This is a genomic window from Marinobacterium sp. xm-g-48, assembly GCF_013282925.1.
Lineage (GTDB): Bacteria > Pseudomonadota > Gammaproteobacteria > Pseudomonadales > Balneatricaceae > Marinobacterium_E.
The window spans coordinates 33478-59931 of the sequence record NZ_WBYQ01000001.1; the positions used below are offsets into that span (position 1 = coordinate 33478).

General features: G+C 48.7%; 30 protein-coding genes. 12 read left to right on the plus strand and 18 right to left on the minus strand.

Annotated features, from left to right (window positions below):
* Positions 1 to 119: 119 nt before the first annotated feature.
* A complete protein-coding gene (gene gmd, locus XMG48_RS00160; protein ID WP_173480050.1) occupies positions 120 to 1241 on the plus strand; it encodes a GDP-mannose 4,6-dehydratase in 1122 nt (373 codons plus the stop codon).
* Position 1242: 1 nt separating this feature from the next.
* Positions 1243 to 2205 carry a GDP-L-fucose synthase gene (locus XMG48_RS00165; protein WP_173480051.1) on the plus strand — a complete coding sequence of 321 codons (963 nt, stop codon included), beginning with the start codon at positions 1243 to 1245 and terminating at the stop codon, positions 2203 to 2205.
* Here the strand turns inward: XMG48_RS00165 and lpxL are convergent.
* A complete protein-coding gene (gene lpxL, locus XMG48_RS00170) occupies positions 2160 to 3107 on the minus strand; it encodes an LpxL/LpxP family Kdo(2)-lipid IV(A) lauroyl/palmitoleoyl acyltransferase (RefSeq protein ID WP_173480052.1) in 948 nt (315 codons plus the stop codon). The genes XMG48_RS00165 and lpxL overlap by 46 nt on opposite strands.
* A gap of 114 nt (positions 3108 to 3221) precedes the next feature.
* On the opposite strand from lpxL, the gene msbA reads away from it, so the two are divergent.
* Entirely contained in the window at positions 3222 to 4973 is a 1752-nt protein-coding gene (gene msbA / locus XMG48_RS00175; protein ID WP_173480053.1) for a lipid A export permease/ATP-binding protein MsbA, read from the plus strand.
* A complete protein-coding gene (gene waaA, locus XMG48_RS00180; protein WP_173480054.1) occupies positions 4966 to 6207 on the plus strand; it encodes a lipid IV(A) 3-deoxy-D-manno-octulosonic acid transferase in 1242 nt (413 codons plus the stop codon). The genes msbA and waaA overlap by 8 nt, the downstream gene beginning before the upstream one ends.
* On the opposite strand, the gene XMG48_RS00185 is transcribed toward waaA, so the two are convergent.
* Positions 6204 to 7208 (minus strand): NAD-dependent epimerase, encoded by a 1005-nt coding sequence (locus XMG48_RS00185; RefSeq protein WP_173480055.1) that lies wholly within the window; start codon positions 7206 to 7208, stop codon positions 6204 to 6206. The two genes, waaA and XMG48_RS00185, sit on opposite strands and share 4 nt — an antisense overlap.
* A gap of 3 nt (positions 7209 to 7211) precedes the next feature.
* The gene (cyaY, locus tag XMG48_RS00190) at positions 7212 to 7538 is read right to left on the minus strand and encodes an iron donor protein CyaY (protein WP_173480056.1); all 327 of its coding nucleotides are present in this window, start codon (positions 7536 to 7538) and stop codon (positions 7212 to 7214) included.
* 176 nt (positions 7539 to 7714) lie between these two features.
* Here cyaY and XMG48_RS12135 point away from each other — a divergent pair, with 176 nt between their 5' ends.
* The 6 genes from XMG48_RS12135 to XMG48_RS00220 are packed head-to-tail and all read left to right on the plus strand — an operon-like array spanning position 7715 to position 12197.
* On the plus strand, positions 7715 to 7816 hold the full coding sequence (locus XMG48_RS12135; protein WP_371740260.1) for a lipoprotein: 102 nt from the start codon (positions 7715 to 7717) through the stop codon (positions 7814 to 7816).
* Between the two features lie 10 nt (positions 7817 to 7826).
* Entirely contained in the window at positions 7827 to 9083 is a 1257-nt protein-coding gene (gene lysA / locus XMG48_RS00200) for a diaminopimelate decarboxylase (protein ID WP_173480058.1), read from the plus strand.
* Positions 9083 to 9916: a diaminopimelate epimerase gene (dapF, locus tag XMG48_RS00205; RefSeq protein WP_173480059.1), complete on the plus strand. Its 834-nt coding sequence runs from the start codon at positions 9083 to 9085 to the stop codon at positions 9914 to 9916. Before lysA ends, dapF begins: the two co-directional genes overlap by 1 nt.
* On the plus strand, positions 9913 to 10584 hold the full coding sequence (locus tag XMG48_RS00210; RefSeq protein WP_254443108.1) for a DUF484 family protein: 672 nt from the start codon (positions 9913 to 9915) through the stop codon (positions 10582 to 10584). Before dapF ends, XMG48_RS00210 begins: the two co-directional genes overlap by 4 nt.
* Before the next feature lies 1 nt (position 10585).
* Positions 10586 to 11494 (plus strand): tyrosine recombinase XerC, encoded by a 909-nt coding sequence (xerC, locus tag XMG48_RS00215; protein ID WP_173480061.1) that lies wholly within the window; start codon positions 10586 to 10588, stop codon positions 11492 to 11494.
* Complete coding sequence (locus XMG48_RS00220; protein WP_173480062.1) at positions 11481 to 12197, plus strand: HAD family hydrolase; 717 nt, start codon at positions 11481 to 11483, stop codon at positions 12195 to 12197. Before xerC ends, XMG48_RS00220 begins: the two co-directional genes overlap by 14 nt.
* Here XMG48_RS00220 and hemW read toward each other — a convergent pair.
* From hemW to XMG48_RS00260, 8 genes are all read right to left on the minus strand, one after another.
* Positions 12187 to 13332 (minus strand): radical SAM family heme chaperone HemW, encoded by a 1146-nt coding sequence (gene hemW / locus XMG48_RS00225; RefSeq protein WP_173480063.1) that lies wholly within the window; start codon positions 13330 to 13332, stop codon positions 12187 to 12189. The genes XMG48_RS00220 and hemW overlap by 11 nt on opposite strands.
* On the minus strand, positions 13333 to 13935 hold the full coding sequence (locus tag XMG48_RS00230) for an XTP/dITP diphosphatase (protein WP_173480064.1): 603 nt from the start codon (positions 13933 to 13935) through the stop codon (positions 13333 to 13335).
* A gap of 2 nt (positions 13936 to 13937) precedes the next feature.
* Complete coding sequence (locus XMG48_RS00235) at positions 13938 to 14375, minus strand: DUF4426 domain-containing protein (protein WP_173480065.1); 438 nt, start codon at positions 14373 to 14375, stop codon at positions 13938 to 13940.
* A 12-nt stretch (positions 14376 to 14387) separates the two neighbouring features.
* Positions 14388 to 14978 (minus strand): methionine biosynthesis protein MetW, encoded by a 591-nt coding sequence (gene metW, locus XMG48_RS00240; RefSeq protein WP_173480066.1) that lies wholly within the window; start codon positions 14976 to 14978, stop codon positions 14388 to 14390.
* Positions 14968 to 16134 (minus strand): homoserine O-acetyltransferase, encoded by a 1167-nt coding sequence (locus XMG48_RS00245; protein ID WP_173480067.1) that lies wholly within the window; start codon positions 16132 to 16134, stop codon positions 14968 to 14970. Before XMG48_RS00245 ends, metW begins: the two co-directional genes overlap by 11 nt.
* A gap of 65 nt (positions 16135 to 16199) precedes the next feature.
* Complete coding sequence (locus tag XMG48_RS00250; protein ID WP_173480068.1) at positions 16200 to 16745, minus strand: YggT family protein; 546 nt, start codon at positions 16743 to 16745, stop codon at positions 16200 to 16202.
* A 60-nt stretch (positions 16746 to 16805) separates the two neighbouring features.
* Complete coding sequence (proC, locus tag XMG48_RS00255) at positions 16806 to 17630, minus strand: pyrroline-5-carboxylate reductase (RefSeq protein WP_173480069.1); 825 nt, start codon at positions 17628 to 17630, stop codon at positions 16806 to 16808.
* Positions 17631 to 17646: 16 nt separating this feature from the next.
* A complete protein-coding gene (locus XMG48_RS00260; RefSeq protein WP_173480070.1) occupies positions 17647 to 18339 on the minus strand; it encodes a YggS family pyridoxal phosphate-dependent enzyme in 693 nt (230 codons plus the stop codon).
* Positions 18340 to 18394: 55 nt separating this feature from the next.
* On the opposite strand from XMG48_RS00260, the gene XMG48_RS00265 reads away from it, so the two are divergent.
* Together XMG48_RS00265 and XMG48_RS00270 are read left to right on the plus strand one after the other, a co-directional pair.
* Entirely contained in the window at positions 18395 to 19429 is a 1035-nt protein-coding gene (locus XMG48_RS00265) for a type IV pilus twitching motility protein PilT (protein WP_173480727.1), read from the plus strand.
* Between the two features lie 12 nt (positions 19430 to 19441).
* A complete protein-coding gene (locus XMG48_RS00270; RefSeq protein WP_173480071.1) occupies positions 19442 to 20575 on the plus strand; it encodes a PilT/PilU family type 4a pilus ATPase in 1134 nt (377 codons plus the stop codon).
* A 61-nt stretch (positions 20576 to 20636) separates the two neighbouring features.
* Here the strand turns inward: XMG48_RS00270 and XMG48_RS00275 are convergent, their stop codons facing one another.
* The 7 genes from XMG48_RS00275 to gshB form a co-directional block, all read right to left on the minus strand.
* Positions 20637 to 21914 (minus strand): dihydroorotase, encoded by a 1278-nt coding sequence (locus XMG48_RS00275; protein WP_173480072.1) that lies wholly within the window; start codon positions 21912 to 21914, stop codon positions 20637 to 20639.
* 3 nt (positions 21915 to 21917) lie between these two features.
* Positions 21918 to 22922, minus strand: coding sequence for an aspartate carbamoyltransferase catalytic subunit (locus tag XMG48_RS00280; protein ID WP_173480073.1), 1005 nt, complete (start codon positions 22920 to 22922; stop codon positions 21918 to 21920).
* 12 nt (positions 22923 to 22934) lie between these two features.
* Positions 22935 to 23447 carry a bifunctional pyr operon transcriptional regulator/uracil phosphoribosyltransferase PyrR gene (gene pyrR / locus XMG48_RS00285; protein WP_173480074.1) on the minus strand — a complete coding sequence of 171 codons (513 nt, stop codon included), beginning with the start codon at positions 23445 to 23447 and terminating at the stop codon, positions 22935 to 22937.
* A complete protein-coding gene (ruvX, locus tag XMG48_RS00290) occupies positions 23437 to 23904 on the minus strand; it encodes a Holliday junction resolvase RuvX (RefSeq protein ID WP_173480075.1) in 468 nt (155 codons plus the stop codon). Before ruvX ends, pyrR begins: the two co-directional genes overlap by 11 nt.
* Positions 23905 to 23914: 10 nt before the next feature.
* Positions 23915 to 24478: a YqgE/AlgH family protein gene (locus XMG48_RS00295; protein WP_173480076.1), complete on the minus strand. Its 564-nt coding sequence runs from the start codon at positions 24476 to 24478 to the stop codon at positions 23915 to 23917.
* Positions 24479 to 24543: 65 nt separating this feature from the next.
* Entirely contained in the window at positions 24544 to 25494 is a 951-nt protein-coding gene (locus XMG48_RS00300; protein ID WP_173480077.1) for an energy transducer TonB, read from the minus strand.
* Positions 25491 to 26444, minus strand: a complete 954-nt coding sequence (gshB, locus tag XMG48_RS00305; protein ID WP_173480078.1) for a glutathione synthase — start codon at positions 26442 to 26444, stop codon at positions 25491 to 25493. The genes XMG48_RS00300 and gshB overlap by 4 nt, the downstream gene beginning before the upstream one ends.
* Between the last annotated feature and the right edge of the window lie 10 nt (positions 26445 to 26454).

Consider the following 26454-nt stretch of genomic DNA (forward strand, 5'->3'; position numbering starts at 1 on the left):
TAAGTTCGAATTATACATATAATAGTTAAATTCCTTACTGAGAGATTACATTCATTTTCTGGGAGTAATAAGATTCTCTTTAAGAATATCAGTATCACAAAAATAGAGGCAATTAGCTTGTGAAAAAACGTGCGCTTATAACCGGCATTACAGGTCAAGATGGCTCATATCTAGCTGAGTTTTTGCTTGGAAAGGGGTATGAAGTTCATGGTATCAAGCGTCGCGCATCTTCGTTTAATACTCAACGCATTGATCACATTTACCAAGATCCTCACGTCGAAAATCAGAACTTAGTACTCCACTATGGTGACCTGACTGATTCTTCGAATCTGACTCGCATTTTGCAGGAGGTTCAACCTGATGAGGTTTATAATCTTGGTGCGCAGTCTCATGTCGCTGTTTCTTTTGAATCCCCAGAGTACACTGCTGACGTTGATGCCATGGGTACCCTGCGACTACTGGAGGCGATTCGATTTTTGGGGCTTGAAAAGAAAACCCGTTTTTATCAAGCGTCCACGTCTGAACTATATGGGTTAGTTCAGGAAGTGCCTCAAAAAGAAACAACACCTTTCTATCCTCGCAGCCCCTATGCAGTCGCAAAGCTCTATGCTTACTGGATTACGGTTAATTATCGAGAAGCTTATGGCATATATGCTTGTAATGGTGTTCTTTTTAACCATGAGTCACCGCGCCGTGGTGAAACTTTCGTAACTCGCAAAATTACTAGGGGCTTGGCTAATATTTCTCAGGGTTTGGATTCATGCCTGTTTATGGGCAATATCGATTCTTTGCGAGATTGGGGGCACGCTAAGGATTATGTGCGTATGCAATGGATGATGCTTCAGCAGGAAAAACCAGAAGATTATGTTATCGCGACTGGAGTTCAGTACAGTGTGCGTGAATTTATTATGTGGTCTGCGGCGGAACTAGGTATTCAGCTCGAGTTCTCTGGAGAAGGTATTCATGAGATCGGTAAGGTAGTCAGTATTGAGGGTGATAAAGCGCCTCATGTTTCTGTTGGGGATGTCATCGTTCGAATTGATCCTCGTTATTTCCGGCCTTCGGAAGTTGATACCCTGCTAGGTGATCCTTCTAAAGCTAAGAGTCAGTTAGGTTGGACCCCTGAAATTTCAGTGCAGCAGATGTGCGCAGAGATGGTGGCAGGTGATCTCATGGCAGCCCAGCGATTAGCTCTACTAAAGGCTCACGGTCATGACATATCAGTAAGTATGGAGAACTAGAATGAAGAGAGTCTTCGTCGCTGGTCACCGTGGTATGGTTGGTAGTGCAATTGTTCGGCAGCTAAAACAGGATACTAGCGTAGAAATTATTACTGCTGACCGGCATCAGCTAGACTTGATAGATCAGCGCTCCGTTCACGACTTTTTTGCAGCCCACTCTATTGATCAAGTTTATCTTGCTGCGGCAAAAGTGGGAGGCATACATGCCAATAACGAATATCCCGGACAGTTCATTTACGAGAACCTGATGATTCAAAGTAATCTAATTCATGGCTCTCATGTTGCGGGTGTTAACCAACTTCTTTTTTTAGGTTCTTCATGCATTTACCCTAAATATGCTGAGCAGCCAATGCAAGAGGATTCTCTGCTAACTGGAATTCTTGAACCTACAAATGAGCCCTACGCAGTAGCTAAGATTGCAGGTATCAAGATGTGCGAGTCTTATGCTCGTCAGTACGGGCGTGACTACCGTAGTATCATGCCCACTAATTTGTATGGGCCCGGTGATAACTTTCATCCAGAGAACTCTCATGTAATCCCTGCGATGCTGCGTCGTTTTCATGAGGCTAAGTTAGAGGGTGCAGATGAGGTTAAGGTGTGGGGTTCCGGTACTCCCATGAGGGAGTTTCTTTATGTTGATGATATGGCAACAGCCTGTATTCACCTTATGAATTTGGATGTTCAATCCTACCGAGATATTACTGAGCCTCAGCTTTCACATATCAACGTTGGATCAGGGGTTGATTGTACTATTTGTGAGTTAGCTGAAACGATAAAAGAGGTAGTTGGTTTTCAGGGTAGTTTGGTTTTTGATCCAACTAAGCCAGATGGCGCACCAAGAAAGCTTTTGGACTCATCTAAACTTCAAAGTTCAGGATGGCTGCCGCAATTCCAACTTTATGAGGGATTAACCTATGCTTACGATTGGTTTCTGAGCCACGATGACGATTTTCGTTGTGCGTAGAGGTAGTTTTTTCCGCATGGATGAGATTTAAATCGCCTATGCATCCACATGTATTGAGAGGGTTCGTAATTAATACCTTTCTCTATCTCAATGTTTATACGTGTGGCTGAGTCTATCTCGTCTTCATTTGAGTTTGTCTCGATTCTGGGGTGCAGGCGTAAAATGTAATTACCATTTGGGTTGCGGTGATGAGAGAGCAAAATAACAGGTGACTTACTCAATTTAGCAAGCTTAGCGGTAGCAGTTGTTGTCGCGGCATTAACTCCAAAAAATGGTGCAAAAACTGAATGTTTAGGCCCGAAATCTTGATCTGGCGCGTACCAAACAATCTCATTTCTTTTCAAGGCTCTGATCACAGATCTAAAATCTGATCGGTCAATCATTGATTTGATCGATCTTAAGCGCCCCTTTGTAATCACCATGTCCATCAGTGGATTGTTGTGTGGGCGATACATGGTGTGAAGTGGGTAGAAAAGTGAGAATAGAAGGCCACCTAAATCGAGTGTTGAGTAGTGGGCTCCTAAGAGAATAACGCCCTTACCTTCTGAAAGAGCTTCGTCTAGGTACTCTTTACCCTCGATAGATACCTTGGAGCGAAAAAACTCTCTATCGCTCCACCAAGCCATAGCCGTCTCAATGATCCCAATGCCATTGTTTTTAAAAGTGTCAGCCACCAACTGAGTGTGCTCATTTTCAGTTAGTTGAGGAAAACAGAGGCGAATATTTACTTCAGTAACATGTCGGCGTTTTGAAGCTATGTTTTTAATAATAGAGCCTAAGGCCGCTCCAATTTTTATTTGAAGTCCAAAAGGAAGCCAATTAATTAGACGCAAAGCTCCTAGACCTAACCATGTAGGCCAGTACCTTGGAGCTAGAAAATTGGTGTGAGCTTCAGTTTTCATAACAATAGCTAAGCTGGAATCCACAAAGTTTATAGGTTTAAGTGCTTTATGGGCAATTCCCTAGGGTATACTTACTCCACTTTTTTAGAAGTTAACGCTTTATTAGGTTAAAATATGCACTCTGAGCAAACAAGTTGGTCATTATATAAACGCCTATTGCGCTATGTCAGTCCATATTGGCACGGTTTTGCTATCAGCTTTTTGGGTTTTGGACTTTATGGTGCTTCTCAAGCAGCCTCTGCAAAGTGGTTAGAGATGGTTGTTGATGCCGTTGAGGCAGGCGAGCTTGATCAACGTTACCTTTTGGCCATTATGGTCTTAGCTATTTTCGCCAGTAGAGGTTTGGGAACCTTTATTGGAAGCTACAGTATTGCTTACATTGCACGCCAAGTAATTCATGGTTTGCGAGTGGATCTTTTTGAAATACTACAGCGATTACCCACTTCTTTTTATAACAAATCGAGTAGTGGTCAAATTCTAGCAAAGCTGACTTATAACGTTGAACAGGTTACTGAGGCTGTAACTGAAGCAATAAAGGTTGGGCTTCGCGAAGGCATGACAGTTATTGGGCTGTTCGGATACATGCTCTATTTAAATTGGAAATTGACTCTGATTTTTATTGGTGCAGCACCATTTATAGGCATTGTAGTTATGATTGCCTCTCGCAAAATGCGCAGACAATCAAAACAGTTACAGGAATCGGTTGGAGATATCACTGACGCAGCATCTGAAGCTGTGCGAGGCTATCAAATTGTGCGCATATTTGGCGGTGCAGAATTTGAAAGTGATCGCTTCTTTAAAGCGAGTGATCTCAATCGTAGGCAGTTCATGAGGCTAGTGGTTACTCAATCACTCAATACCCCCATTATTCAGTTACTTGTGGCGGCTGCACTAGCCGTATTAATGTTTATTGCTATGCATCCATCGGTAATGCAAGGAATGACCACGGGTAGTTTTGTCGCCTTTTTAACCGCGGCAGGTTTGATTACAAAACCATTGCGCTTACTTACCGATGTGAACAGTAAAATTCAGAGAGGTATTGCCGCCTCAGAGGGTGTCTTTGCGGTTATGGATGAACCGGTTGAGGTCGACACCGGATCGATTGAGCTTGGTCGAGCGGTTGGTGATCTTAAATTCTCGGATTTAAGCTTTGCTTATCCCGGAACTCAAGATGATGCGCTGAAGCAGATTAATTTGGATATTCCTGCAGGAACGACCGTTGCGTTGGTTGGTAAGTCTGGCTCGGGTAAATCGACGCTGGTCAGTCTGTTACCGCGTTTTAATGATGGTTGGCGTGGTGAGTTGTTACTGGATGGCCAAGCGCTTGAGTCCTGTACGCTAGAGTCGCTACGTGAACAAATTGCGTTAGTTAACCAGCAAGTTGTGCTTTTTAACGGCACGATCGCTGACAATATTGCATATGGTGCGCTTGCATCATCGACTCCAGAACAGATTAAAGTGGCCGCAGAGGCTGCGCATGTCATGGAGTTTGTTGAGCGACTGCCCAAAGGTCTTGAAACTGAGATTGGCGAGGGTGGCGTGCTTCTCTCAGGTGGTCAGCGTCAGCGTATTGCGATCGCTCGCGCTATTTTGAAAAATGCACCTATCTTGATTCTTGATGAGGCAACCTCGGCACTGGATACAGAGTCGGAACGACACATCCAGGAAGCACTCGATGAGGTCGTAAAGGGGCGGACAACGCTTATCATTGCCCATCGCCTCTCCACCATTGAAAAAGCGGATCTGATCGTTGTAATGGATCAGGGGCAAATAGTGGAGCGCGGTACTCATGCAGAGCTGTTGGCTTTGGATGGGGATTATGCTCAGCTTCATCGTATGCAGTTTAGTGAGCAGCTAGATGGCTAGGCTGCTCTATTCCGCGCTTTATACACTGTTACTGCCTCTCTTCGTTTTTCGCCTGTTAGTTCGTAGCTTAAAAGCCTCTGCCTATCGACAGCGTCTGATTGAACGTTTTGGTATTCAGCAGAAAACACTAGGCAGACCGATCTGGATTCACGCGGTTTCTGTTGGTGAAACCATTGCGATTAGCCCGCTTGTTGAGAGGCTTTTAGATCAGGGTGAGTCGGTCCTTTTCACAACGACCACACCAACGGGAGCGGCACAGGTAAAACAGCGTTTTGGCGGGCGAGTCGAGCACCGTTACCTGCCATGGGATCTACCGATCTTCTTTACACTGTTTTTCGGAGCTCACTCTCCAAAATTACTGCTCATTGTTGAGACAGAGATTTGGCCGAATCTCTTGACAGCTACATCAAGTCGGAAGATTCCCATCGTTCTGGCAAATGCTCGTCTATCTGAGAAGTCATTCAAGGGATATAAGCGCTTTTCAGGGTTGACCAAGGATACGTTAAATTCAATTTCGCTTTTGCTAGCCCAACATGAGTCGGATGCAGAAAGGTTTAAGAGCTTGGGTATGCCAGAGGATCGACTGCTGGTTTCTGGTAGTATCAAATTCGATATCGATCTTCCTGAAGATCAGATTCAAATAGGTAAAGCGTGGAAAGCTGCTTTTGACCGCAAAGTGCTAGTGGCTGCCAGTACCCATCAGGGTGAGGATAAGATTTTGTTGGATGCTTGGAGTGTCATTCCACAAGATCAGCGTCCGGTACTCATTCTCGTACCCCGCCATCCAGAGCGTTTTGACTCTGTTTATCAGTTGGCTAAAGGCTATTCTGATTTTGTAAGTAAGCGATCACTATCTACGGCCGATAGAAATATCGATATATGGATTGGTGATTCGCTGGGTGAGATGTTTGCTTACTACTCAGCTGCGGATCTAGCCTTCGTCGGTGGAAGCTTCTCTGGTACGGGTGGGCATAATCCGCTTGAGCCGGCCGCTCTTGGTTTGCCAATTGTCATGGGGCCAAGTGATTATAACTTCCGCTCGATTATCTCGACGCTGAAAAGTGAAGGTGCATTGGTGCAAGTTCAATGTGAACAGGAATTGGCTGAGCAGATTGAGCGCTTGCTAAGCCAAGATAACCAGGCAATGTCTCAAGCCGGCATGCAGGTGGTAGAAAAAAATAGAGGCGCTCTGGAGCGCCTCTATGAGCAAGTTCAAAGTCTAATTACGAATTAGCCATAGTAGGACTTAAACCAGGCTATAAACTGCTCCACACCCTTTTCAATCGGTGTATTGGGCTGGTATCCAGTGTCGCGCATCAGAGCGGCTACATCTGCATAGGTATGCTCAACATCGCCAGGTTGTAGAGGCAGTAACTCTTTCTCTGTTGTTTTTCCTAACGCCTTCTCAATGCACTCAATGTAGTAGAGCAGCTCTACAGGCTGGCTATTGCCGATGTTGTAGATGCGCCAAGGCGCTTTTGATGTTGCTGGATCAGGATCTAAGCCAGACCATTCTGGATTGGATTGAGCTACATTATCCAGTGTGCGCACTACGCCTTGTACGATGTCATCAATGTAGGTGAAGTCGCGGCGGTGCTTGCCGTAGTTAAACACCTTCAGTGGTTTGTCTTCTGTTATCGCTTTTGCGAAAAGAATTGGCGACATATCTGGACGGCCCCAAGGTCCGTAGACAGTAAAGAAGCGCAGGCCAGTAGTTGGCAAGTTGTAGAGTTGACTGTAACTATGAGCCATCGCTTCGTTAGCCTTTTTGGAGGCAGCATACAGCGAAACTGGGTGGTCGACATTATTATTTTCGCTGAACGGAATAGTCTCGTTTGCACCGTATACTGAGCTTGATGATGCGTAAACCAAGTGCTCGACTTGATTGTGGCGACAACCTTCAAGAATATTCAGAAATCCAACAAGGTTGGAATCTGCATAAGCATGCGGGTTCTCAATGGAGTAACGAACACCCGCTTGCGCCGCTAAATGAACAACACGATCAAACTTCTCTTCTGCAAATAAATTAGACAGTTCATTTCGATCGGCAATGTCGAGCTTGATAAAGCGGAAGTTCGATAGGGGTTCCAGTTGAGAGAGACGCGCCTCTTTCAAACTCACTTCGTAATAGTCATTAAGGTTATCGATACCAACAACCTCATCACCACGGTTGCATAGCCACTGGCTGACATGAAAACCAATAAAGCCGGCTGCACCTGTAACAAGAATTTTCATTAATTAGATCTCAGATAGGTCGAGTTGTTCGTCGGTTTGATCGGCGAATGCAGCCATTAGATGAGTTCGTAGCAGCGAGCCATCCGAGTCTAAAACCCAAGCCTGTTGAGCTTCATCGTAGTCAAAATGCAGGCCCTGCGTGCGGGTTGCTAGCCAAAGCTGCTTCACTGGAGGCTGGCGCGTTAGGATAATTTGGCTTCGGTCAGGGCACTTAATCGTCATCATCGCGCCGTTATTGTCATAGTCCAAATCGGATTCCGCATCGTCTAACAGCTCTTCGAGTGCGTTGAGGGTCTCTTCAACTCGCTCTAAATAGATAGCATCACTCATTGTCTAACCTCCTGTAAACATTGGTTTCATTATACTGATTTCCGCAGCTTTGTCCGTGCTAAATAGGCCTTTCGTGGTCGCCTACAGGCCTATTATCAGGGTATACTCTGGCTTTAATTTTATTGATCAAAACCCGACACAAAAAGGGTTGGTCGTAATTGGAGTGGATTATGCGAATGTTCTTTGCACTGGTGTTCTGTTGTGCACTCGTTGGATGCGGTCAGAAGGGCCCATTGTCTATGCCTGGTGCTGAAACTTCGCAGCAATCAAACTCTTAAGAGAGAAAAAATGGAAAGTTTTGAATACCGCGACGGTCAACTGTTTGCGGAAGATGTATCTGTTGAAGAGATCGCTAATACGGTTGGCACCCCCGCTTATGTTTACTCGCGTGATGCCCTAGAACGAGGCTATTTGGCTTATGCCGATGCGTTAGCAGGGCGCGATGCATTGGTCTGCTTTGCGGTTAAATCTAACTCCAACCTAGCTGTATTAAACGTATTGGCTAAGTTGGGAGCAGGCTTTGATATTGTCTCTCAGGGTGAATTAGAGCGCGTGCTTTTGGCGGGTGCGGATCCTTCCAAAGTGGTCTTTTCTGGTGTTGGCAAGCAGGCTGCAGAGATCGCTCGTGCGCTAGAAGTTGGCATCCACTGTTTCAATATCGAGTCTGAATCAGAGCTGGAACGTGTTAATGCCGTCGCTGCTGAGTTAGGCAAGGTGGCCGATGTCTCATTCCGTGTGAATCCTGATGTCGATGCGGGCACGCACCCTTACATCTCAACGGGCCTAAAAGAGAACAAGTTTGGTATCGCCATTGATTCTGCGCTTGAGGTTTATCAGCGAGCGGCTCAGCTTTCAAACGTTAAAGTGGTTGGCGTTGATTGCCACATCGGTTCGCAGTTGACTGAAATCGATCCCTTCCTCGATGCGCTCGATCGCCTATTAGCATTGATCGATCGATTGGCGGAAGCGGGTATCCTGATCGAACACCTCGACCTTGGCGGTGGCTTAGGGGTTTGTTACACCGACGAGACACCACCAGAGCCCAAAGATTACATCGATGCCATCATTGATCGTTTGGGTGATCGTCAGCTTAAGTTAGTGTTTGAGCCGGGCCGTTCGATCTCTGCGAACGCGGGAATTCTACTCACCAAGGTTGAGTTCCTTAAGCGTAATGAAGAGAAGAACTTTGCCATTATCGATGCGGCAATGAACGATCTGATTCGCCCGTCGTTATACAGCGCTTACCAAGAGATTATTCCAGCTCAGCTAGAGTCATCCGCGGAAGAGGCCGTTTGGGATCTTGTCGGCCCGATTTGTGAAACCGGCGACTTCCTTGGCAAAGATCGTAAGTTGGCACTGACTCCAGGTGATCTATTAGCAGTCTGCTCGGCAGGCGCATACGGCTTTGTCATGGCTTCTAACTACAACACCCGTGGCCGTGCCGCTGAGGTGATGGTGGATGATGCGCGCTTCCAAGTGGTTCGTGAGCGTGAGCAGTTTGCTGATCTTGTGCGCGGTGAATCATTACTGTCAGAGGAAGGCTGATGCTACTGCGATTCACTAAGATGCATGGCTTGGGCAATGACTTTATGGTCATTGACGCCATCTCACAACGCGTCCGTGTCAACGCGGACCTTGTGCGTCAACTTTCGGATCGCAATTTTGGTGTCGGTTTTGATCAGATGTTGTTGGTCGAACCGCCATCCGATCCGGATATGGATTTTCGTTACCGTATCTTTAATGCTGATGGCAGTGAAGTCGAGCACTGTGGCAACGGCGCTCGCTGCTTTGCGCGATTTGTTCGCGATAAAGGGTTGGTGTTGCGAGATACCATTAAGGTGCAAACAGCACGTGGTCGTGCGGTGTTGAACATTGTGGGTCGCGATCTGGTTGAAGTTGATATGGGTGCTCCAGAGTTGGATCCGGTCGAAGTGCCTACCACCTTCACAGAGAAGAGCACGACTTACTCTACCCAACTGGCTTCAGGTCAAACTGTTGAGTTTGGTGCGGTCTCCATGGGTAATCCTCATGCTGTCTTGGTCGTTGATTCCATTGAAAGCGCGCCGGTTGAGAGCTGGGGGCCAGAGCTGGAATCTCATGCTGTCTTCCCTAGTCGTGCCAATATCGGATTTATGGAAGTCATCTCCAAAAATGAGGTGAATCTTCGTGTCTATGAGCGCGGTGCAGGTGAAACTCAAGCGTGTGGTACTGGGGCTTGTGCTGCCGTCGTGTCAGGTCGTTTGCGTGGCCTTCTCGATAGCAAAGTTACCGTTCACTTACCTGGTGGTGATCTTGAGATTGAGTGGTTAGGTGAAGGGCACTCCGTCAATATGACTGGTCCCGTATGTTCGGTTTACGAAGGGCAGATCTACTTATGAGCCAACCGCTAGATGAAAACCAAGTCGCAGAGTGGCTTGCACAGAATCCCAGTTTTTTTGAGAACCATACCTGGTTACTTGAAAAGCTGACGGTACCTCATCATAGAGGTTCGGCGGTCTCCTTGGTTGAACGTCAAACCAGCATGCTGCGAGAAAAAGCCAATACACTCGAAATCCACCTGTCGGATATGATCGAAGCAGCGCGTCATAACGACGGGCAATTCGGTAAGACCAAGCGGATGGTTCTGTCACTGCTAGAGGCAGACAGCTTTGATGAAGTCAGTATTGCACTTGAAGAGAGCTTGTGTGGCGACTTCAGTGGCGATGAGGTGGAGCTAATCCTCTTCTCGGATACGGAGCTCGACGTTAACTCACTAAGAGTGTTGCCGCGCAGTCAAACGTCAATTGTTCAGCCGTTGATCGACTCATCAAGCCCGGTCTGCGGACAGTTGTCGGATCAGATGACCCGATTCTTATTCCGAAACCCTCAAAAGCCCGTTGGATCTTGCGCTGTGGTACCTCTAGTGAAGGGCGAATCTTTAGGTCTTCTGGTTATTGGCTCATACGACGCCAACTACTTCCAGTCTACGCAAGGAACGCTATTTTTGGCGTATATCGGCGAAGTTCTAAGCAGAATCCTTGCGCGTTTGATGAATATTCGAGGCTAGCATGGGTTGCTCGGATAGCGATTTAGAATTTCGCTTTACCGAGCACCTCCGTGTCGAGCGTCAGCTATCCGATAAAACAGTCTTCAACTATCAGCGCGATCTTCAGCGCTTTCGAGAGACGCTACAACTGATTGAATTCACAGGCTGGCTTGAGCTCTCTGAGCGCCCTCTGCGTTACGCGGTGGCCGAGCTGCACTCAGAGGGTCTGTCGGGCCGATCGTTGCAACGAATGCTGTCTGCACTTCGTAGCTTTTATCGATATCTGAATCAGCAATCGATCTGCGAACATAATCCCGCTCTGGCCATTAAAGCGCCGAAAGCCCCTCGCCGTCTTCCACAAACACTGAGTTCTGAGACCTTGAATGAGGTGTTAGACACGCCACAAGATGATCCCTTAAAGATTCGTGATCTAGCCATGATGGAGCTGCTCTATTCCAGTGGGCTGCGCGTATCAGAATTGGTTGGTATTAATCTAAGCGATATCGATTTAGGTTCAGGCTCCGTCATCGTTGAGGGTAAGGGTCGCAAAATGCGCCAAGTTCCAGTGGGCGGTGCGGCTCTGCAGGCCATTAAGCTTTGGCTAAAGGAGCGCTTGGCATTAGCCGACTACAATGAAGAAGCTCTGTTTGTCGGGAAGCTGGGCAAGCGTCTCTCATCCCGCAGCGTCGAGAAACGTTTGAAAGAGCTTGGTGAACAGTCGGGTGTCGCAGGCAATTTATACCCACACCGGCTGCGTCATAGTTTCGCGACTGAAATGCTCGCCGGCTCTGGTGACCTTCGTGCCGTGCAAGAGCTATTAGGTCACGCCGATATCAGTACGACTCAGATATATACGCACCTAGACTTCAAGCAACTTAAATCGATCTATCAAAACTCACACCCAAGGGCTAAACGACGTGAAAAAAATTAAGTGTGTCACCTTTGATCTCGACGATACCTTATGGGCCGTCCACCCGGTTGTGATTAAAGCGAACGATCTATTGTGGGAGTGGCTAGAACGCGAGGTTCCAGCTTACACAGAGCGATATTCACTCAGTGATCTTGCCGAAGGGTCAGCACTGCGTCGCTCTCTACTTGAGCGTTATCCAGAAATTGCACACAGCATGACAGAAACGCGTATACGTCTGCTTGAAGAGGGGATGGTCTCAGTGGGGCTTACCCAACAAGAGGCGGAATCAAAAGCGGCGGCAGCTTTTGATCTGTTTTTACATCATCGCCACGCGGTCACGCCCTACGACCAGGTGATCGATATGTTGCAGCAACTTAAAGATCAAGGGTTGCTGATTGGTGCACTGAGTAACGGTAATGCTGAGGTGGCTAAAACCCCCTTAGCGCAGTGGTTCGATTTTCAATTTAATGCCGACGGGGTGGGTACTGCGAAGCCCCACCCTCTGATGTTTGAGAAGGCTTTAGAGTTTGCTTCGGTCAACGCGGATGAGGTGGTCCATGTGGGTGATCACCCGATTAATGATATTCGGGCGGCAAAAGAGATGGGAATGCATACCATCTGGGTCAACCCCGAAGGGCTGGAGTGGGCCATTGAGGTGGATGCTGACTGGCACGCTGAGACGATTAGTGAGATACCTAAGATCGTCGCCAATCTCAATCGATAAACATCTCCAAAAGATCATTAAGAAACAGCTGCCCCTCTTGGGTTGGAGCAATTCTAGTTAAGTCTTCAACTAGCATTCCACGTTGACGAGCTTTTGATAGCAGAGGTTCTATACGTTCAATCGAACATCCAGTGCTCTGCTCAAAAAGCTCTGTGGCAACGCCCGATTTCAGGCGCAAGGCGTTGAGCATAAACTCAAAGGGCAGAGCCTCGGATTCTATGATCTCTCTACCTGCAACTGGGTCGATGGCATTTATGTAAGCCTTGGGTTGGCGCTGTTTATGAATACGTTCAATCAGCAGCTGACCTTGCTCCCAGCGGGAAATCTTAGCGTGTGCGCCGGCACCAATACCTAAGTAGTCACCGAACTGCCAGTAGTTGAGGTTGTGTTTTGATTCACCGCCTGGTCGTGCGAAGGCGGAAATCTCATACTGCTCATAACCATGACGTTTTAGCAGTTCACTGCCCTGCTCCTGAATAGCCCATAAGAACTCCTCGATCGGTAGAGAGGGCGGTTTAGCTGCAAACTCTGTGTTGGGCTCAATCGTCAGTTGATACCAAGAGATTTGATCAGGTTCAAACGCGATAGCCTGCTCAAGATCATTCAACGCAGCGTCCGGGGTTTGACCGGGTAGTCCGTGCATCAGATCGATATTGGTCCGTTGAAACAGTTTTGTTGCTGATTGAATGGCTTTAACGGCTTCGCCGCCTGTATGGATTCGGCCAAGAGCTCTCAGCCGATCATCATCAAAGCTCTGCACGCCGATCGACAACCGATTGATGCCCGCATCTGCAAACCCTTCAAACTTCTCTTGTTCAAAAGTCCCAGGGTTTGCTTCCATAGTAATTTCAGCGTCTGGTTCTAGGCTGTAGTTTGATTTAACAGCCTCAAGTAATCTGGCGTAGCTTTCCGGTTTTAGAAGGCTAGGTGTCCCGCCACCGATGAAGATCGAATGTATGGGTCGACCAGACGTTAGGTGTTGCTCGTTTTTTAGTTCTGAAATTAGGCGGTCCAAGTAGAGTGATTCAGGAATCTCATCTCTGACTTGGTGCGAATTGAAGTCACAATATGGACACTTTCGAATGCACCAAGGCACGTGCACATAGAGTGACAGCGGTGGTAGCTTGGCATCCATTTAGGCGAGGAAAGCAGCCAGCTGTTCTGTCAGCTGTGCAACGGCTTTGCCGCGATGGCTGACGGCTTTTTTCTGCTCTGGGGTGAGTTGTGCTGCTGCGCAGTCATACTCAGGTGACCAGAATATAGGATCGTAACCAAAGCCATTCTCCCCTTCAGGTGCACCAAGAATCTTACCTTCCCAGCTGCCCACAGCGATCAGTGGAGTAGGATCATTCTGGTGGCGCATACAGACCAGAACACAGCGAAATCGTGCAGAGCGCTGCTCCGCTTCAAGCTCACCAAGCTCTTGAAGAAGCTTATCTATATTCTGTTGGTCCGAGGCTCCTGGGCCTGCAAAACGAGCAGAGTAGATGCCAGGGGCTCCAGAGAGAGCATCCACCTCAAGGCCTGAGTCATCAGCAATGGCAGGTAAGCCGGTTGCAGCGCAGGCGTTGCGGGCTTTGATGATCGCGTTCTCGACAAAACTTAAACCGGTCTCTTCAGCATCTTCAACACCCAAGTCTCCCTGGGAGACGATCTCAAAATCCAGAGGAGCCAGTATCTTTGAGAACTCCTTGAGTTTGCCCTGGTTACCGCTGGCTAAAACAATCCGCTGGCTCATGCCTACTCCGTGTAGAAGGTTTGGTTGAAGCTAACCTTGATCGGAGCTTGGTTAGGGTCCGGTGTGACCTCGAGCTCGATCGTCATGCGTTCCTCTTCGCTGAAGCGGAACCCGCCAATGTAGTAGATTGCATCGCCCTCAATGATCGGTTTGAACTCAATGGTCTGAATCTGTTGAAGCAAATTACTCGCTTCGCCTTTGATGTTGGCTCGTACAGCCGTTTTGTCACCGTTCTGCTCAAGTTTGAAAACAGCCACATTGACCAGAGCTCTGACTTTACTGCGCAGGATGCCATTTGCAGCGGCGACTTCAGGGGTAACAAAGCTTGAGTTGAAGGCGTTATAGTGCACTTCATAACCGCGCTCAATCTGTTTCTGTTCCGCATGACCGGACAGAGCAAATAGCGAAGTGAGTAATAGAACCATTAAAGAACGCATCATTAATCTCAACCTCTATCGTGTGATTCGGTAGATCGCGATTTCACCCATCATATTGGGCCAGAGCTTATGCCACCAACGCTGGCGGTGCTCATTGTCGACTACGGTGCGTTCAATGATTCGGATGTTTCTCTCGATGCAGAGCGCTTCAAAATCTTTAAAGGTACAGAAGTGAATGTTTGGCGTGTCATACCAGCTGTAAGAGAGAAACTTGGAGACCGGCATCTTACCGCGAAATGCCAAGTAGAATCGCGCACGCCAGTGGGCAAAGTTAGGGAAGGTGACGATCCCCTCATTACCAATACGCAACATCTCCTCTACGATCAAGTCGGGACGGTGCATGACCTGCAACGCTTGCGTCATAACGACGCTGTCAAAGCTTGAGTCGTCTATGCTGGCAAGACCTTCATCTAAGTTTTTTTCAATGACGTTCACACCGCGCGCAATACAGTGAGTGATATTGTCATGATCGATCTCTAAACCTAAGCCATCAACCTGCTTTTGCTGGGAGAGAAAATCGAGCAGTTCACCGTCACCACAACCCATATCAAGGACGCGCGCCTCGGGTTGAATCCAGTCTGCAATGATCTCTAAATCAGCTCTCATGGGTGACTCCTAGATTGAGTTCATTGGCTACACGGTTCATGTAGGCTCTAAATACAGCCATGTATCGAGGGCTGTCGATTAAGAAGGCGTCGTGTCCGTGATCAGAGTCGATTTCTGCGTAGCTGACATCTTTATCGGCTGCGACCAGTGCATCGGTAATCTCACGCGAGCGCTCGGGAGAGAAGCGCCAGTCTGTTGTAAACGAGACGACGAGAAATTTACAGCTAGCCTGGCTTAATGCCTTTGAAAGATCATCGCCATACTCTGATGCGGGATCAAAGTAATCCAGCGCTTTTGTCATTAACAGGTAGGTATTTGCATCGAACGCCGTCGAAAACTTCTCACCTTGGTATCGAAGGTAACTTTCGACTTGGAATTGAGTATTTAAGTCGAAACTCAGCTCACCCGTGCGCATCTCACGACCAAACTTCTCGGCCATACCGTCATCAGATAGATAGGTGATGTGGCCAATCATACGAGCCAGTGAGAGCCCTGTTTTGGGAAGGGTTTCGTGATCGTAATAGCGTCCCTCGTGGAACTGAGGGTCTTTCGAAATAGCCTGTCTAGCAACCTCATTGAACGCGATATTTTGTGCCGTTAACTTTGGTGAAGAGGCGATGATTAATGCGTGGCCCAGTCTTTCAGGGTAGTCGATTGACCACTGCATCGCTTGCATACCGCCCAAGCTGCCACCCACAATCGCTGCCCAACGTTGGATACCGAAGTGGTCTGCAAGTCGAACCTGACTGTTGACCCAGTCTCGAACGGTAACAAAAGGAAAGTCTGGTCCGTAAGGTTTTCCGGTGTTTGGGTCGATGGAAGTCGGGCCTGTTGAGCCGTGACAGCCACCAAGGTTATTCAACGACACAACAAAAAAGCGATTCGTGTCGATCGGCTTCCCAGGACCAATAGCACTGTCCCACCAGCCAGGGTATTTATCACTCTCTGAATGATATCCCGCCGCATGGTGGTGACCCGATAGTGCATGGCAGATCAAAACCGCATTTGAGCAATCTGCATTGAGTTGCCCGTAGGTCTCAACCATTAGATCGTATTCAGGCAGCACTCGGCCTGAAGCCAAAGAGAGAGGCTCGGCAAAGTGAATCAATTCTGGTGTAACGATACCGACGGAATCCGTTGGCAAGCTAGCCGGCATTAGGCTATCTCCTGTGCAATGCTGTACGTGAAACAGTATTTAATTCTAGCAAACCACGGGTTCAGTTACATGACCAGACGAGTGATTTGAGATTGTAGAATTTGAATCACTAAAAAGATCAAAATCGGTGATAGATCCAGACCGCCGATAGGTGGAATGACTTTGCGCGCCAAAGAGAACACGGGCTCTGTGATCTGCATAATGAGCTGTGGACCCGGGTGGTAGCTGTTTGGGGCTACCCAGGAGAGGATCACTGACCCAATAACAGCCCAGAAATAGATGGTGAGAATGCCGTCAAGCACCCCGAATAGGCCAAACAGTGCCGCACCCAGCATGTTGGGGATGTTGCCCTGTGTAAAGAAGATAATCGCGACAACAACAGCCACTTTAACTGCGAAGGCCAATACCAACGGGGAGATGTCTAAACGCCCAATTCTTGGAACCAGTTTCTGCAGTGGAGCCAAAGGAACTTGGGTAAAGCGAACCACCGATTGAGAGATCGGATTGTAATAGTCAGCGCCACTCGCCTGCAGTAAAAAACGCAGAAGCAGAATAAATGCAAAAACTTCACCAATCGTTCGAATGATTAATGTCAGTGTATCGCCAGCCATGTTCAATCCTATAGTTCGCTTAATGATGACAAGTGTTTAAGAGTAGCTGTTTTGCAGCCATTAGTCTTTACCGAGTTGCTCACTCATCTCTGCTGCACGGTTCTTGCAGGCGGTCATTGCTCGTAACACAACCTCGCCCAGTTGATCCTGTTCGAAGCTGTTAATCGCTTGCTCAGTGGTACCGCCTGGGGAGGTGACATTTTTTCGCAACTGGGCCGGTTCAATCCCAGTTTGAGCGGCCATCTCTGCAGCCCCTTTGGCGGTTTGAATGGTTAGTTGACGCGCCGCTTCAGGACTCATGCCGAGCGCTTGTGCCGCTTCAATCATCTTCTCCATCATTAGGAAGAAGTAAGCAGGGCCTGACCCCGAAACGGCAGTTACCTGATCGATGCCCTCTTCAGTATCACACCAGGTAGCAATGCCGACCGCTTCTGCAATTGAAGAGGCTTGAGCTTTCTGCTCATCACTCACTCTAGGGTTGGCAAACAGGCCGCTGGCGCCTAATTTGAGTAGAGATGGCGTGTTCGGCATTGAACGAATCACGGCCAGTTCACCGCCGGCCCAACGCTCCAAAGAGTCGCAGCTAATGCCTGCTGCCACAGAGATTAACAGCGGTTTACGCTGTTGCAGTGTGGGTGCTAACTCAGTCAGTGTATCGCGCATCATCTGCGGCTTAACGGAGATTACAACAATTTCCGAAGCGTTAATCGCGAGATGGTTATCGGTCGTTGTGTGAACGCCACGCTCAGCAAAGCTTGCTAACTTATCGAGCTGGCGACGTGTGGCCCATAGCTTGTCGACGGGGTATCCCGTTGCAATTAAGCCCTCAAGGATTGCACCGGCCATGTTGCCTGTACCAATAAATGCGATAGATGGCTGTGCCACACTTTTCTCCTAAAAATTATTTGTTGTAGTTGCGTGGGCCGAATAGAGCCGTACCAATACGAACGATGGTTGCGCCCTCTTCAATGGCGGCATCCAGATCACCCGACATGCCCATTGATAGGGTATCCAGACTGGGTATCGTTTGTTTGATCTCTTCAAACAGAGTTCTCACCTGACAAAAACGCTCTTTTTGTAGTTCAACATCCTCAGTCGCTTCTGGTATAGCCATTAAACCACGTAAGTTTATTTTGGGGAGTTCGGCAATCTGTTTGGCGAGCTCGAGCGCTTCATCTGGAAGGCAACCAGATTTGCTCTCTTCACAGCTAATATTAACCTGCAAGCAGATGTTTAAGTCCTCGGCATAATGAGGACGTTGTGCCGACAGACGTTGTGCAATTTTCAGTCTATCGACACTATGGACCCAGGCAAACTGCTCTGCGATTGGCTTCGTTTTGTTGGATTGAATAGGGCCAATAAAGTGCCATTCGAGATTAAGGGGCTCAAGAGCGGATATTTTATCCAGCGCCTCTTGCAGATAATTTTCACCGAAAGCACGTTGCCCTAAGCGAGCCAGTTCGACGACCTCATCCACACTGCGGGTCTTACTGACGGCTAGTAGGCATACCTCTTTTTCAGAACGGTTTGACTCAGCGCAGGCTTTTTCTATCTCGGATCTCACCTTTTTCAGGCTCTCTGCTATGCTAGTCATATGTGTCACTACTCATGAGGTTGATGCGGTCGTTTCCGCTAGGGTGAACTCAATTATGGATATTACCGAACTTTTAGCCTTTGCTGTACAGCAAGGAGCATCCGATCTGCACATTACGGCGGGTATGCCGCCGTTGATCCGTGTCGACGGTGATGTGCGTCGCATCAAACTGCCATCGATGGATCATAAACAGGTCCATGGGTTGCTGTATGACATTATGAATGACAAGCAGCGTAAAGAGTACGAAGAGAAGTTAGAAGTCGATTTCTCCTTTGAAGTACCTCAGCTGGCGCGTTTTCGTGTTAATGGTTTTGTTCAAAACCGCGGAGCGGCAGCGGTATTTCGTACCATCCCCAGTAAAGTGCTGACTATGGATGATCTTGGCATGGGTAAGGTCTTCCAGCAGCTCTCCGACCAGCCAAAAGGGCTGGTTCTAGTGACAGGACCAACCGGTTCCGGTAAGTCGACCACGCTGGCAGCGATGATCGATTACATCAATGACTCTCGATCTGAGCATATATTGACGATTGAGGATCCCATCGAATTTGTACACGAGAGTAAAAAGTGTCTGATTAACCAGCGTGAGGTGCATCGAGATACCCTTGGATTTGATGCGGCACTGCGTTCGGCGCTGCGTGAAGACCCCGATGTCATCCTAGTGGGTGAGATGCGTGACCTAGAGACCATTCGTCTTGCGTTGACTGCAGCAGAGACTGGACACTTAGTTTTCGGCACTCTTCATACCACCTCGGCAGCGAAAACCATTGACCGTATCATCGATGTCTTTCCAGCCGCAGAGAAAGATATGGTCCGTTCAATGCTCTCTGAATCGCTGCAGGGCGTTATCTCTCAAGCCCTTTTGAAGAAGACAGGCGGCGGTCGAGTCGCAGCTCACGAGATCATGATCGGGACATCGGCCATACGTAACCTGATTCGGGAAGATAAAGTGGCTCAGATGTATTCAGCCATTCAGACGGGTTCCCAGGTGGGTATGAAGACCTTGGATCAGGCCCTTTTAGAGCTGGTTCAAAAAGGCTTTATCACGCCAGAGCAAGCGGCTGCTCGCGCTAAAGACCCTTCGATATTTTAAGTGAGGTAACCCGTGGATTTTACACAGCTATTAAAAGTAATGACCGAGCGCGGTGGTTCAGATCTGTTCATCACTGCGGGTGCACCCCCTTCTATCAAGGTGGACGGCACGATCAAGCCACTGACACGTGAGTCGCTCAACTCATCACAATCACGTGCACTGGTTTACAGTACGATGAGTGACAAGCAGCTGGCCGAATTTGAAGCAACCAATGAGTGTAACTTTGCACTGAGTGTGAACGGTATCGGTCGTTTTCGTGTTAGCGCCTATGTGCAACGAAACACGCCGGGAATGGTGCTGCGTTCTATAGCTAACCACATACCGACTATGGAGGAGCTCAAACTTCCTGAGGTGCTTAAAGATCTCTCGATGACGAAGCGTGGTTTGATCCTATTTGTCGGTGGTACCTCTACCGGTAAATCGACCTCTCTGGCATCAATGATTGATTACCGTAATGAGCATGCTGCGGGGCATATCATTACGGTTGAAGACCCCATTGAGTACATTCACCATCATAAAAAGTCGATCGTGACTCAACGTGAAGTGGGGCTTGATACTGAGTCGTTTGAAGTAGCACTGAAAAACACCTTACGTCAGGCACCAGATGTCATCTTGATGGGTGAAATCCGCTCGGCTGAAACCATGGCGTACGCTCTGGCATTCGCTGAGACCGGCCACCTCTGTTTGGCAACGCTTCATGCTAACAATGCGAACCAAGCCCTTGACCGTATCATCTCGTTCTTTGGCCCTGAGCATCATAATCAGATCTGGATGGATCTATCACTTAACTTGAAAGCGATTGTCGCGCAGCAACTGCTGCCCACTGCGGATGGTAAGGGGCGAAGAGCGGCCATTGAAGTGCTAATCAACACGCCGCTGATTCAGGATCTGATTCGCAAAGGTGAGGTGCACGAGATTAAAGATGTCATCAAGAAATCGAGCAATCTTGGCATGCAGACCTTCGATCAGGCACTGTTTGCGCTCTACAAAGAGGGTGTCATCACTTACGAAGTGGCACTGTCCTTTGCTGACTCGTCAAATGATCTGCGTTTGATGATCAAACTCAGTGATGAGGGGGGTAAGCAAGAAGGTGAGGATCTACCGTCATTTACTCTTCAAGATTCAGACGATACTCTGAATCACTGATTGGTCCATAAATAGGCAAAAAAAGACCCAGCATCGGCTGGGTCTTTTCGTTTTCAGACTATTAACTTAAGCGATGTACTGGCTGACCATTGAGTAGAGTCAGTGTCACACGGCCTTTCAGTTCAGTGTTGATGAACGGGGTATTCTTACCACGAGATTTGAGCGTTTCACTGTTGACCGTCCAGGTCGCTTCTGGATCAAAGACACACACATCTGCATCAGCCCCGACTTCGAGAGAGCCGGCTTCGATGCCTAGCACTTTCGCAGGACCCGCTGTCAATTTTTCAATCAGCTGAGGCAGGGCGATCAACTGCTGCTCTACCAACATTAGGCTCAGCGGTAATAGTGTTTCAAGTCCACTAATGCCTGGTTCAGTCGCCGCGAAAGGTGCTTCTTTTGAAATAGCATCCTGAGGCTGATGATCGGAACAGATGGCATCCAGTGTGTCGGTGACTAAGCCTTGACGCAGTCCCGCACGATCCAGCTGCGAACGCAGCGGTGGGATGACATGGAATAGGCTGTTAAAACCATTAACCTCCTCATCTGTCAGAAGCAGGTTGTGAATCGCCACATCAGCGGTCACATTGAGACCTCGTTCACGGGCACTCTGAATTAATAGAACTGACTGAGCACAGGAAAGCTGGCCGAAGTGAGCCCTTACACCGGTCTCTTCAATCAGAATCAAGCAGCGTGATACCTCTATGGTTTCAGCAGCGGAAGGAATGCCGTTCAAGCCAAGACGAGTGGCGGTGGTGCCTTCGTGCATACAACCCTCGGCAGCCAGTGCTCGATCTTCCGCTTGAAACACTACCAACAGGTCATGTGTGGCCGCGTATTCAAGCGCTCTTAGCATTACACGCGAGCTATCGATCGGGTGACGACCGTTAGTGAAACCGATACAGCCTGAGCTCGCCAGTGCATGCAGTGGCGCAAGCTGCTCGCCTTGCATTGACTGTGTCAGCGCTCCTAGCGGTAGCACTCGTGCCATACCGGCATCGGTTGCACGATCTTGTACCAGTTCAGCAACCGCTGTGCTGTCTACGACCGGTTTGGTGTTAGGTGAGGCTACCAGTGTGGTAATGCCGCCAGCAGCGGCAGCGGCAGTCTCGGATGCGATAGTCCCTTTTTGCGTTAAACCTGGTTCACGCAGATGGGTACATAGATCGATGAGACCGGGGCAGACGATCTGTCCTTCAGCATCAAACTCTTCGTCAGCAGAGAAGCCCTCTGGCGCCTCTCCTATGGCGGCGATGCGTCCTTTGACAATGTAGAGGTCATCAATTCGATCTATATTTTGTGCAGGGTCGATAATGCGCCCGCCGGCAATTTTAATCTGCACTGTTTACTCTCCTGCCTCTAATTTTTTTGCTCTCTCCGCAACCTGGCCACTCATCGCCATCGACATAACGGCCATCCTAACGGCAATGCCGTTGGTGACCTGATTCAGTATCACCGATTTAGGTCCGTCAGCTACGGAGGACGCGATTTCAACGCCTCGGTTAATCGGCCCTGGGTGCATAACGATCGCCTCAGGGTGTGCAAAGGCGAGCTTCTCCTCTGATAGGCCATAGAGTTTGAAGAACTCAGACTCGCTCGGTAACAGAGCGGAGGTCATACGCTCTTTTTGCAGACGAAGCATGATGACGACATCGGCATCACGAAGACCCTGTGCCATGTCGGTAAAAACTTTGACCCCAAGCATCTCGACATTACGCGGTAGCAGTGTACGAGGTGCGATCAGACGAATCTCGGGTACACCGAGAATCCTTAAGGCATGAATCTGTGAGCGAGCTACACGCGAATGAAGTATATCGCCGACGATCGCGACTTTTAGATGCTTAAAGCCACCTTTATGGCGACGAATAGTCATCATATCCAGCATCGCTTGGGTCGGGTGTGCGTGACGACCGTCACCGGCATTGATGATGGCGACGTTGGGTGTGACCTGGCTGGCAATGAAGTGAGCCGCACCGCTATCCGAGTGGCGAACGACAAACATATCCGAATGCATCGCTTCCAAGGTCATCAAGGTGTCTTTTAGCGTCTCCCCTTTTTTTGTGGAGCTGGTGCTGATGTTTAAATTCAGAACGTCAGCCGATAGGCGCTTAGCGGCTAGCTCAAAGGTCGACAATGTACGTGTACTGTTCTCAAAAAAGAGGTTGGCCACGGTTTTACCCCGAAGAAGCGGCACCTTTTTAACCTGCTGCTCACTCATATCCACAAAAGAGTCAGCCGTATCTAGCAGTTCTAATAGCAGTGACTCTGGCAGCCCCTCGATATCTAAAAAGTGCTTTAGCTGGCCATCTTCGGTTAGCTGCGCTTGAGTTGGGTCAGGAAAGTTAAACATGTTCGCTTCCTATTATTTGCTACGCTGACTGATGGTCAGTTCAAGGGGAGATGGGCCTGTTAGCTTTACCTGTTGATCGCTTGATAACGTCAGGGTTCCACCGATGACATCAGCTTGAATCGGCAGTTCGCGGCGTTGTAGGTCAATCAGGGTGACCAGTGTCACAGAGGCTGGACGACCAAAATCGAACAGTTCATTGAGCGCGGCTCTAGCTGTGCGACCACTCATTAACACGTCGTCAACCAAGATAATGTTGCGATCTTCGGTTGCGCTTGGCAGCTTTGAAACCCCTACTTTAGGGTTCAATCCAACGCGAGTGAAATCGTCACGATAGAAGGAGATGTCCAGCACCCCCATCTCATCCTGAATCCCCAGGTGTTGGTGAAGACGTTCAGCCAACCAAACACCGCCACTATGAATGCCAATGATGTACGGGTTATCTAAGCCGCGTGTCTCGATTAACTGCTGTGTGCTGTCACACATTCTTGTTAGGAGCTGTTCAGCGTCCAAAGTTTTACTGGTCATAATAGTCCTCAAGCCTTGCATGGCTTGGTATGCGCTGTTCTTGAAGAAACCAACCTTCTAACATCAATTGAGCGGCGATACCGTCGACAGATTCTGCACCGAAATCGGCTGATCCGCCATTCTCAAGATGAATCGATTTAGCCTCTTGAGATGTTAATCGTTCATCAAAAAGAAAGCAGGGTATTTTAGATCGTTCATGCAGGCGGTTGGCGAATTTTCTCGCTCGTCGCGCCATATCACTGATAGTGCCATCCATGTTCAATGGCAGTCCCACAACGATCGTCTTTGGCTGCCATTCAGCAATAATTTTATCGACTAAACTCCAATCGGGGATGCCATCTTTTGCAGCAATTGGATTTAGAGGTTGGGCGGTGGCTGTTAATGACTGACCAAAGGCAACACCAATTCTGCGTAAGCCAAAATCGAATCCCAGTGCGCTCTCAGTTAACTCAGTCATTGGACCTTAATTATGCGTGCCCCGCCTGTGCGGAGATTAGGTTTAGGTCGACACCCAGAGTAGACGCTGCGGATGAGAGTCTAAATTCGGGTTCAACATCGAACAGTATATCTAAATTTGCGGGTGAGCTTAACCATAGGTTCTGACACATCTCTTCATCGAGCTGCCCCGGTCCCCAGCCCGCATAACCTAAAGCGAACAGATAGTCTTCAGGCCCCTCGCCACGCGAAATGGCCTCTAGAACATCAAGGGATGTGGTTAACGTCAGTTGCTCGGGTAGGTGTAGTGAGGATTTCCAAGCTTGCTCGCCCTGTCTGTGCAGAATAAACCCATGCTCTTCAGAGACCGGTCCGCCTTGGTAAACAGGCTGATAGTTCAAGGGAGAGTTTTCAGGGAGATCGAGCTGATCAAGGATCTCATCCATAGGAATCTCATGCGGCTTATTGACCACAATCCCCATGGCACCCTCTTCATTGTGCTCACAAAGATAGATGAGGCTGTTGCTAAAGTAGTCACTCTCCAGACTGGGCATAGACATCAAGAAGTGGTGCTTGAGTAGGTTGGCATTACTCATCTCTTTCTCCTTTAACAACGTCGAATCTTTTTACACCCTCAGTGTAAGCTGAAAATGTTTCGATATCAGTACACTTGGGTATTTTTCTCAAATTTCCAAGTGCGAATGATCTCCAGTCGGTCCAGCCGCTGGCGCATCTCATTAGGGAAGGGCTCGAAGGGTGAAGCGCTCCTAACTGTCCGAACGGCGGCATCATCCAGTATTGAGTAGCCAGAACTTTTGAGGATCTCTAACTGCTTGACGCTCCCATCAGCGGCTAAAGTGACTAGCATCTGCAGACTGCCTTCAATGCCCTTGCGTCGCGCTTCGATAGGGTAGTTGAGATTACCTATCGTTTCGATTTTCTGACGCCAGCGCTCTAGATAGAGTGCATCAGCTTTGGCCAAGGTCGAAAGCGAAGTGACACGCCCCGTGCGTGAGCGACTCTCTAATTTTCGCTGCTCATCTTTTAAGCGCGCTTCCAAAGAGGCGATCTCCTCTGACGCTTTAAACAGAGCCGTTGAGTCGCCTGCTAAGGGATTCGAGGCGTTAGTCTGAATGGAATCAGTCTGTTGATTGGCTTTAAGCAGCGCTTGGGTATTGGCTGCTAACAGCTCATTGGTACCCGATTTAGCTTGCTGAGTTTGGTCGTTGACGCCCTCAGCATTCGAAGGAGCTAAGCCCGTTCCGGATTGTGCACTGATCTGTGCCGAGAGTTGGTTGATCTTGTCAGACCTGAACAGCGCAGGCTCAACAACACTCGCCTCTTGGTTTGTTTGTGAATCGCCCTGACCTAATTGCTGGTGCTGTGCCAAATAGGCAGGGTCTATAGGTGCCTGTGGATCCTGATTAATCGCAAAGGTGATCTCTAGTGTTTTAGATGATTGCTCTGTTTTCAGTGCATCAAATCCGACCAAAAGTATGATCAGTGCGTGCAGAGCCAGTGCCAATACCAGCATAAAGCGCAGACGCTCATCGGCATCTGCACACCATGCAGCTAATCGATTGATCGGTTTTGGCGAGGCGGTTAAGTTCATTGCTGAGCGAGTTGCTCCTCGATGCAGTCCATTAACTGCATGCCGATGTCCAAACCGAACTGATCATTGAGTTCACGAATACAGGTCGGGCTGGTGACATTGATCTCGGTTAGGTAGTCACCAATCACATCCAAGCCGACAAATAGAAGCCCTGCTTCGCGCAGTTTGGGCCCCACCTGTGCAGCAATCCAACGATCACGTTCGCTCAGTGGGCGGCCTTCGCCTCGTCCCCCTGCGGCTAGATTACCGCGAGTCTCTCCCTGACTTGGAATGCGTGCCAGTGCATAGTCGATAGGCTCGCCATTGATCATCAATATGCGTTTATCTCCCTCGACAATCTCAGGGATGTAGCGCTGCGCCATAATGGTCTCTTGGCCAAATTTTGTCAGCGTCTCTATCACCACCCCTAGGTTCAAACCATCCTCTTTGATGCGGTAGATAGAGCTGCCACCCATACCATCCAAGGGTTTGAAAATGACGTCCTTATGCTCAGCATGAAAGGCTTTTAATCGCTCCTCTGAACGACTGACCAGTACCGGCGGGCAGCATTGCGGGAAGTGCGTGGCAAATAGTTTTTCGTTGAAATCGCGCAGGCTCTGAGTGCGGTTTACGATAAGCACACCGGCGGCTTCAGCAACCGCCAAAAGATGGGTGGTGTAGATAAATTCATTGTCGAAAGGTGGGTCTTTTCGCATCAATATGACATCGAGCTCTGTTAGCGATAGATCTTGGTAGGCTTCACGTTCGAACCACTTGTTCGGGTTCATATCGACGCTAATCGGCGCCATACGAGCACGAACATCCCCATCTCTTGAGTAGAGATCGGACTGCTCCATATAGTACAGCTCCCACCCTTTCTGCTGCGCTGCCCAGAGCATCGCCAAAGAGCTGTCTTTTTTGTAGTTGATGTCGTCAATAGGGTCCATGACGATGCCCAGTTTAATGCTCATCTCTCTTTCC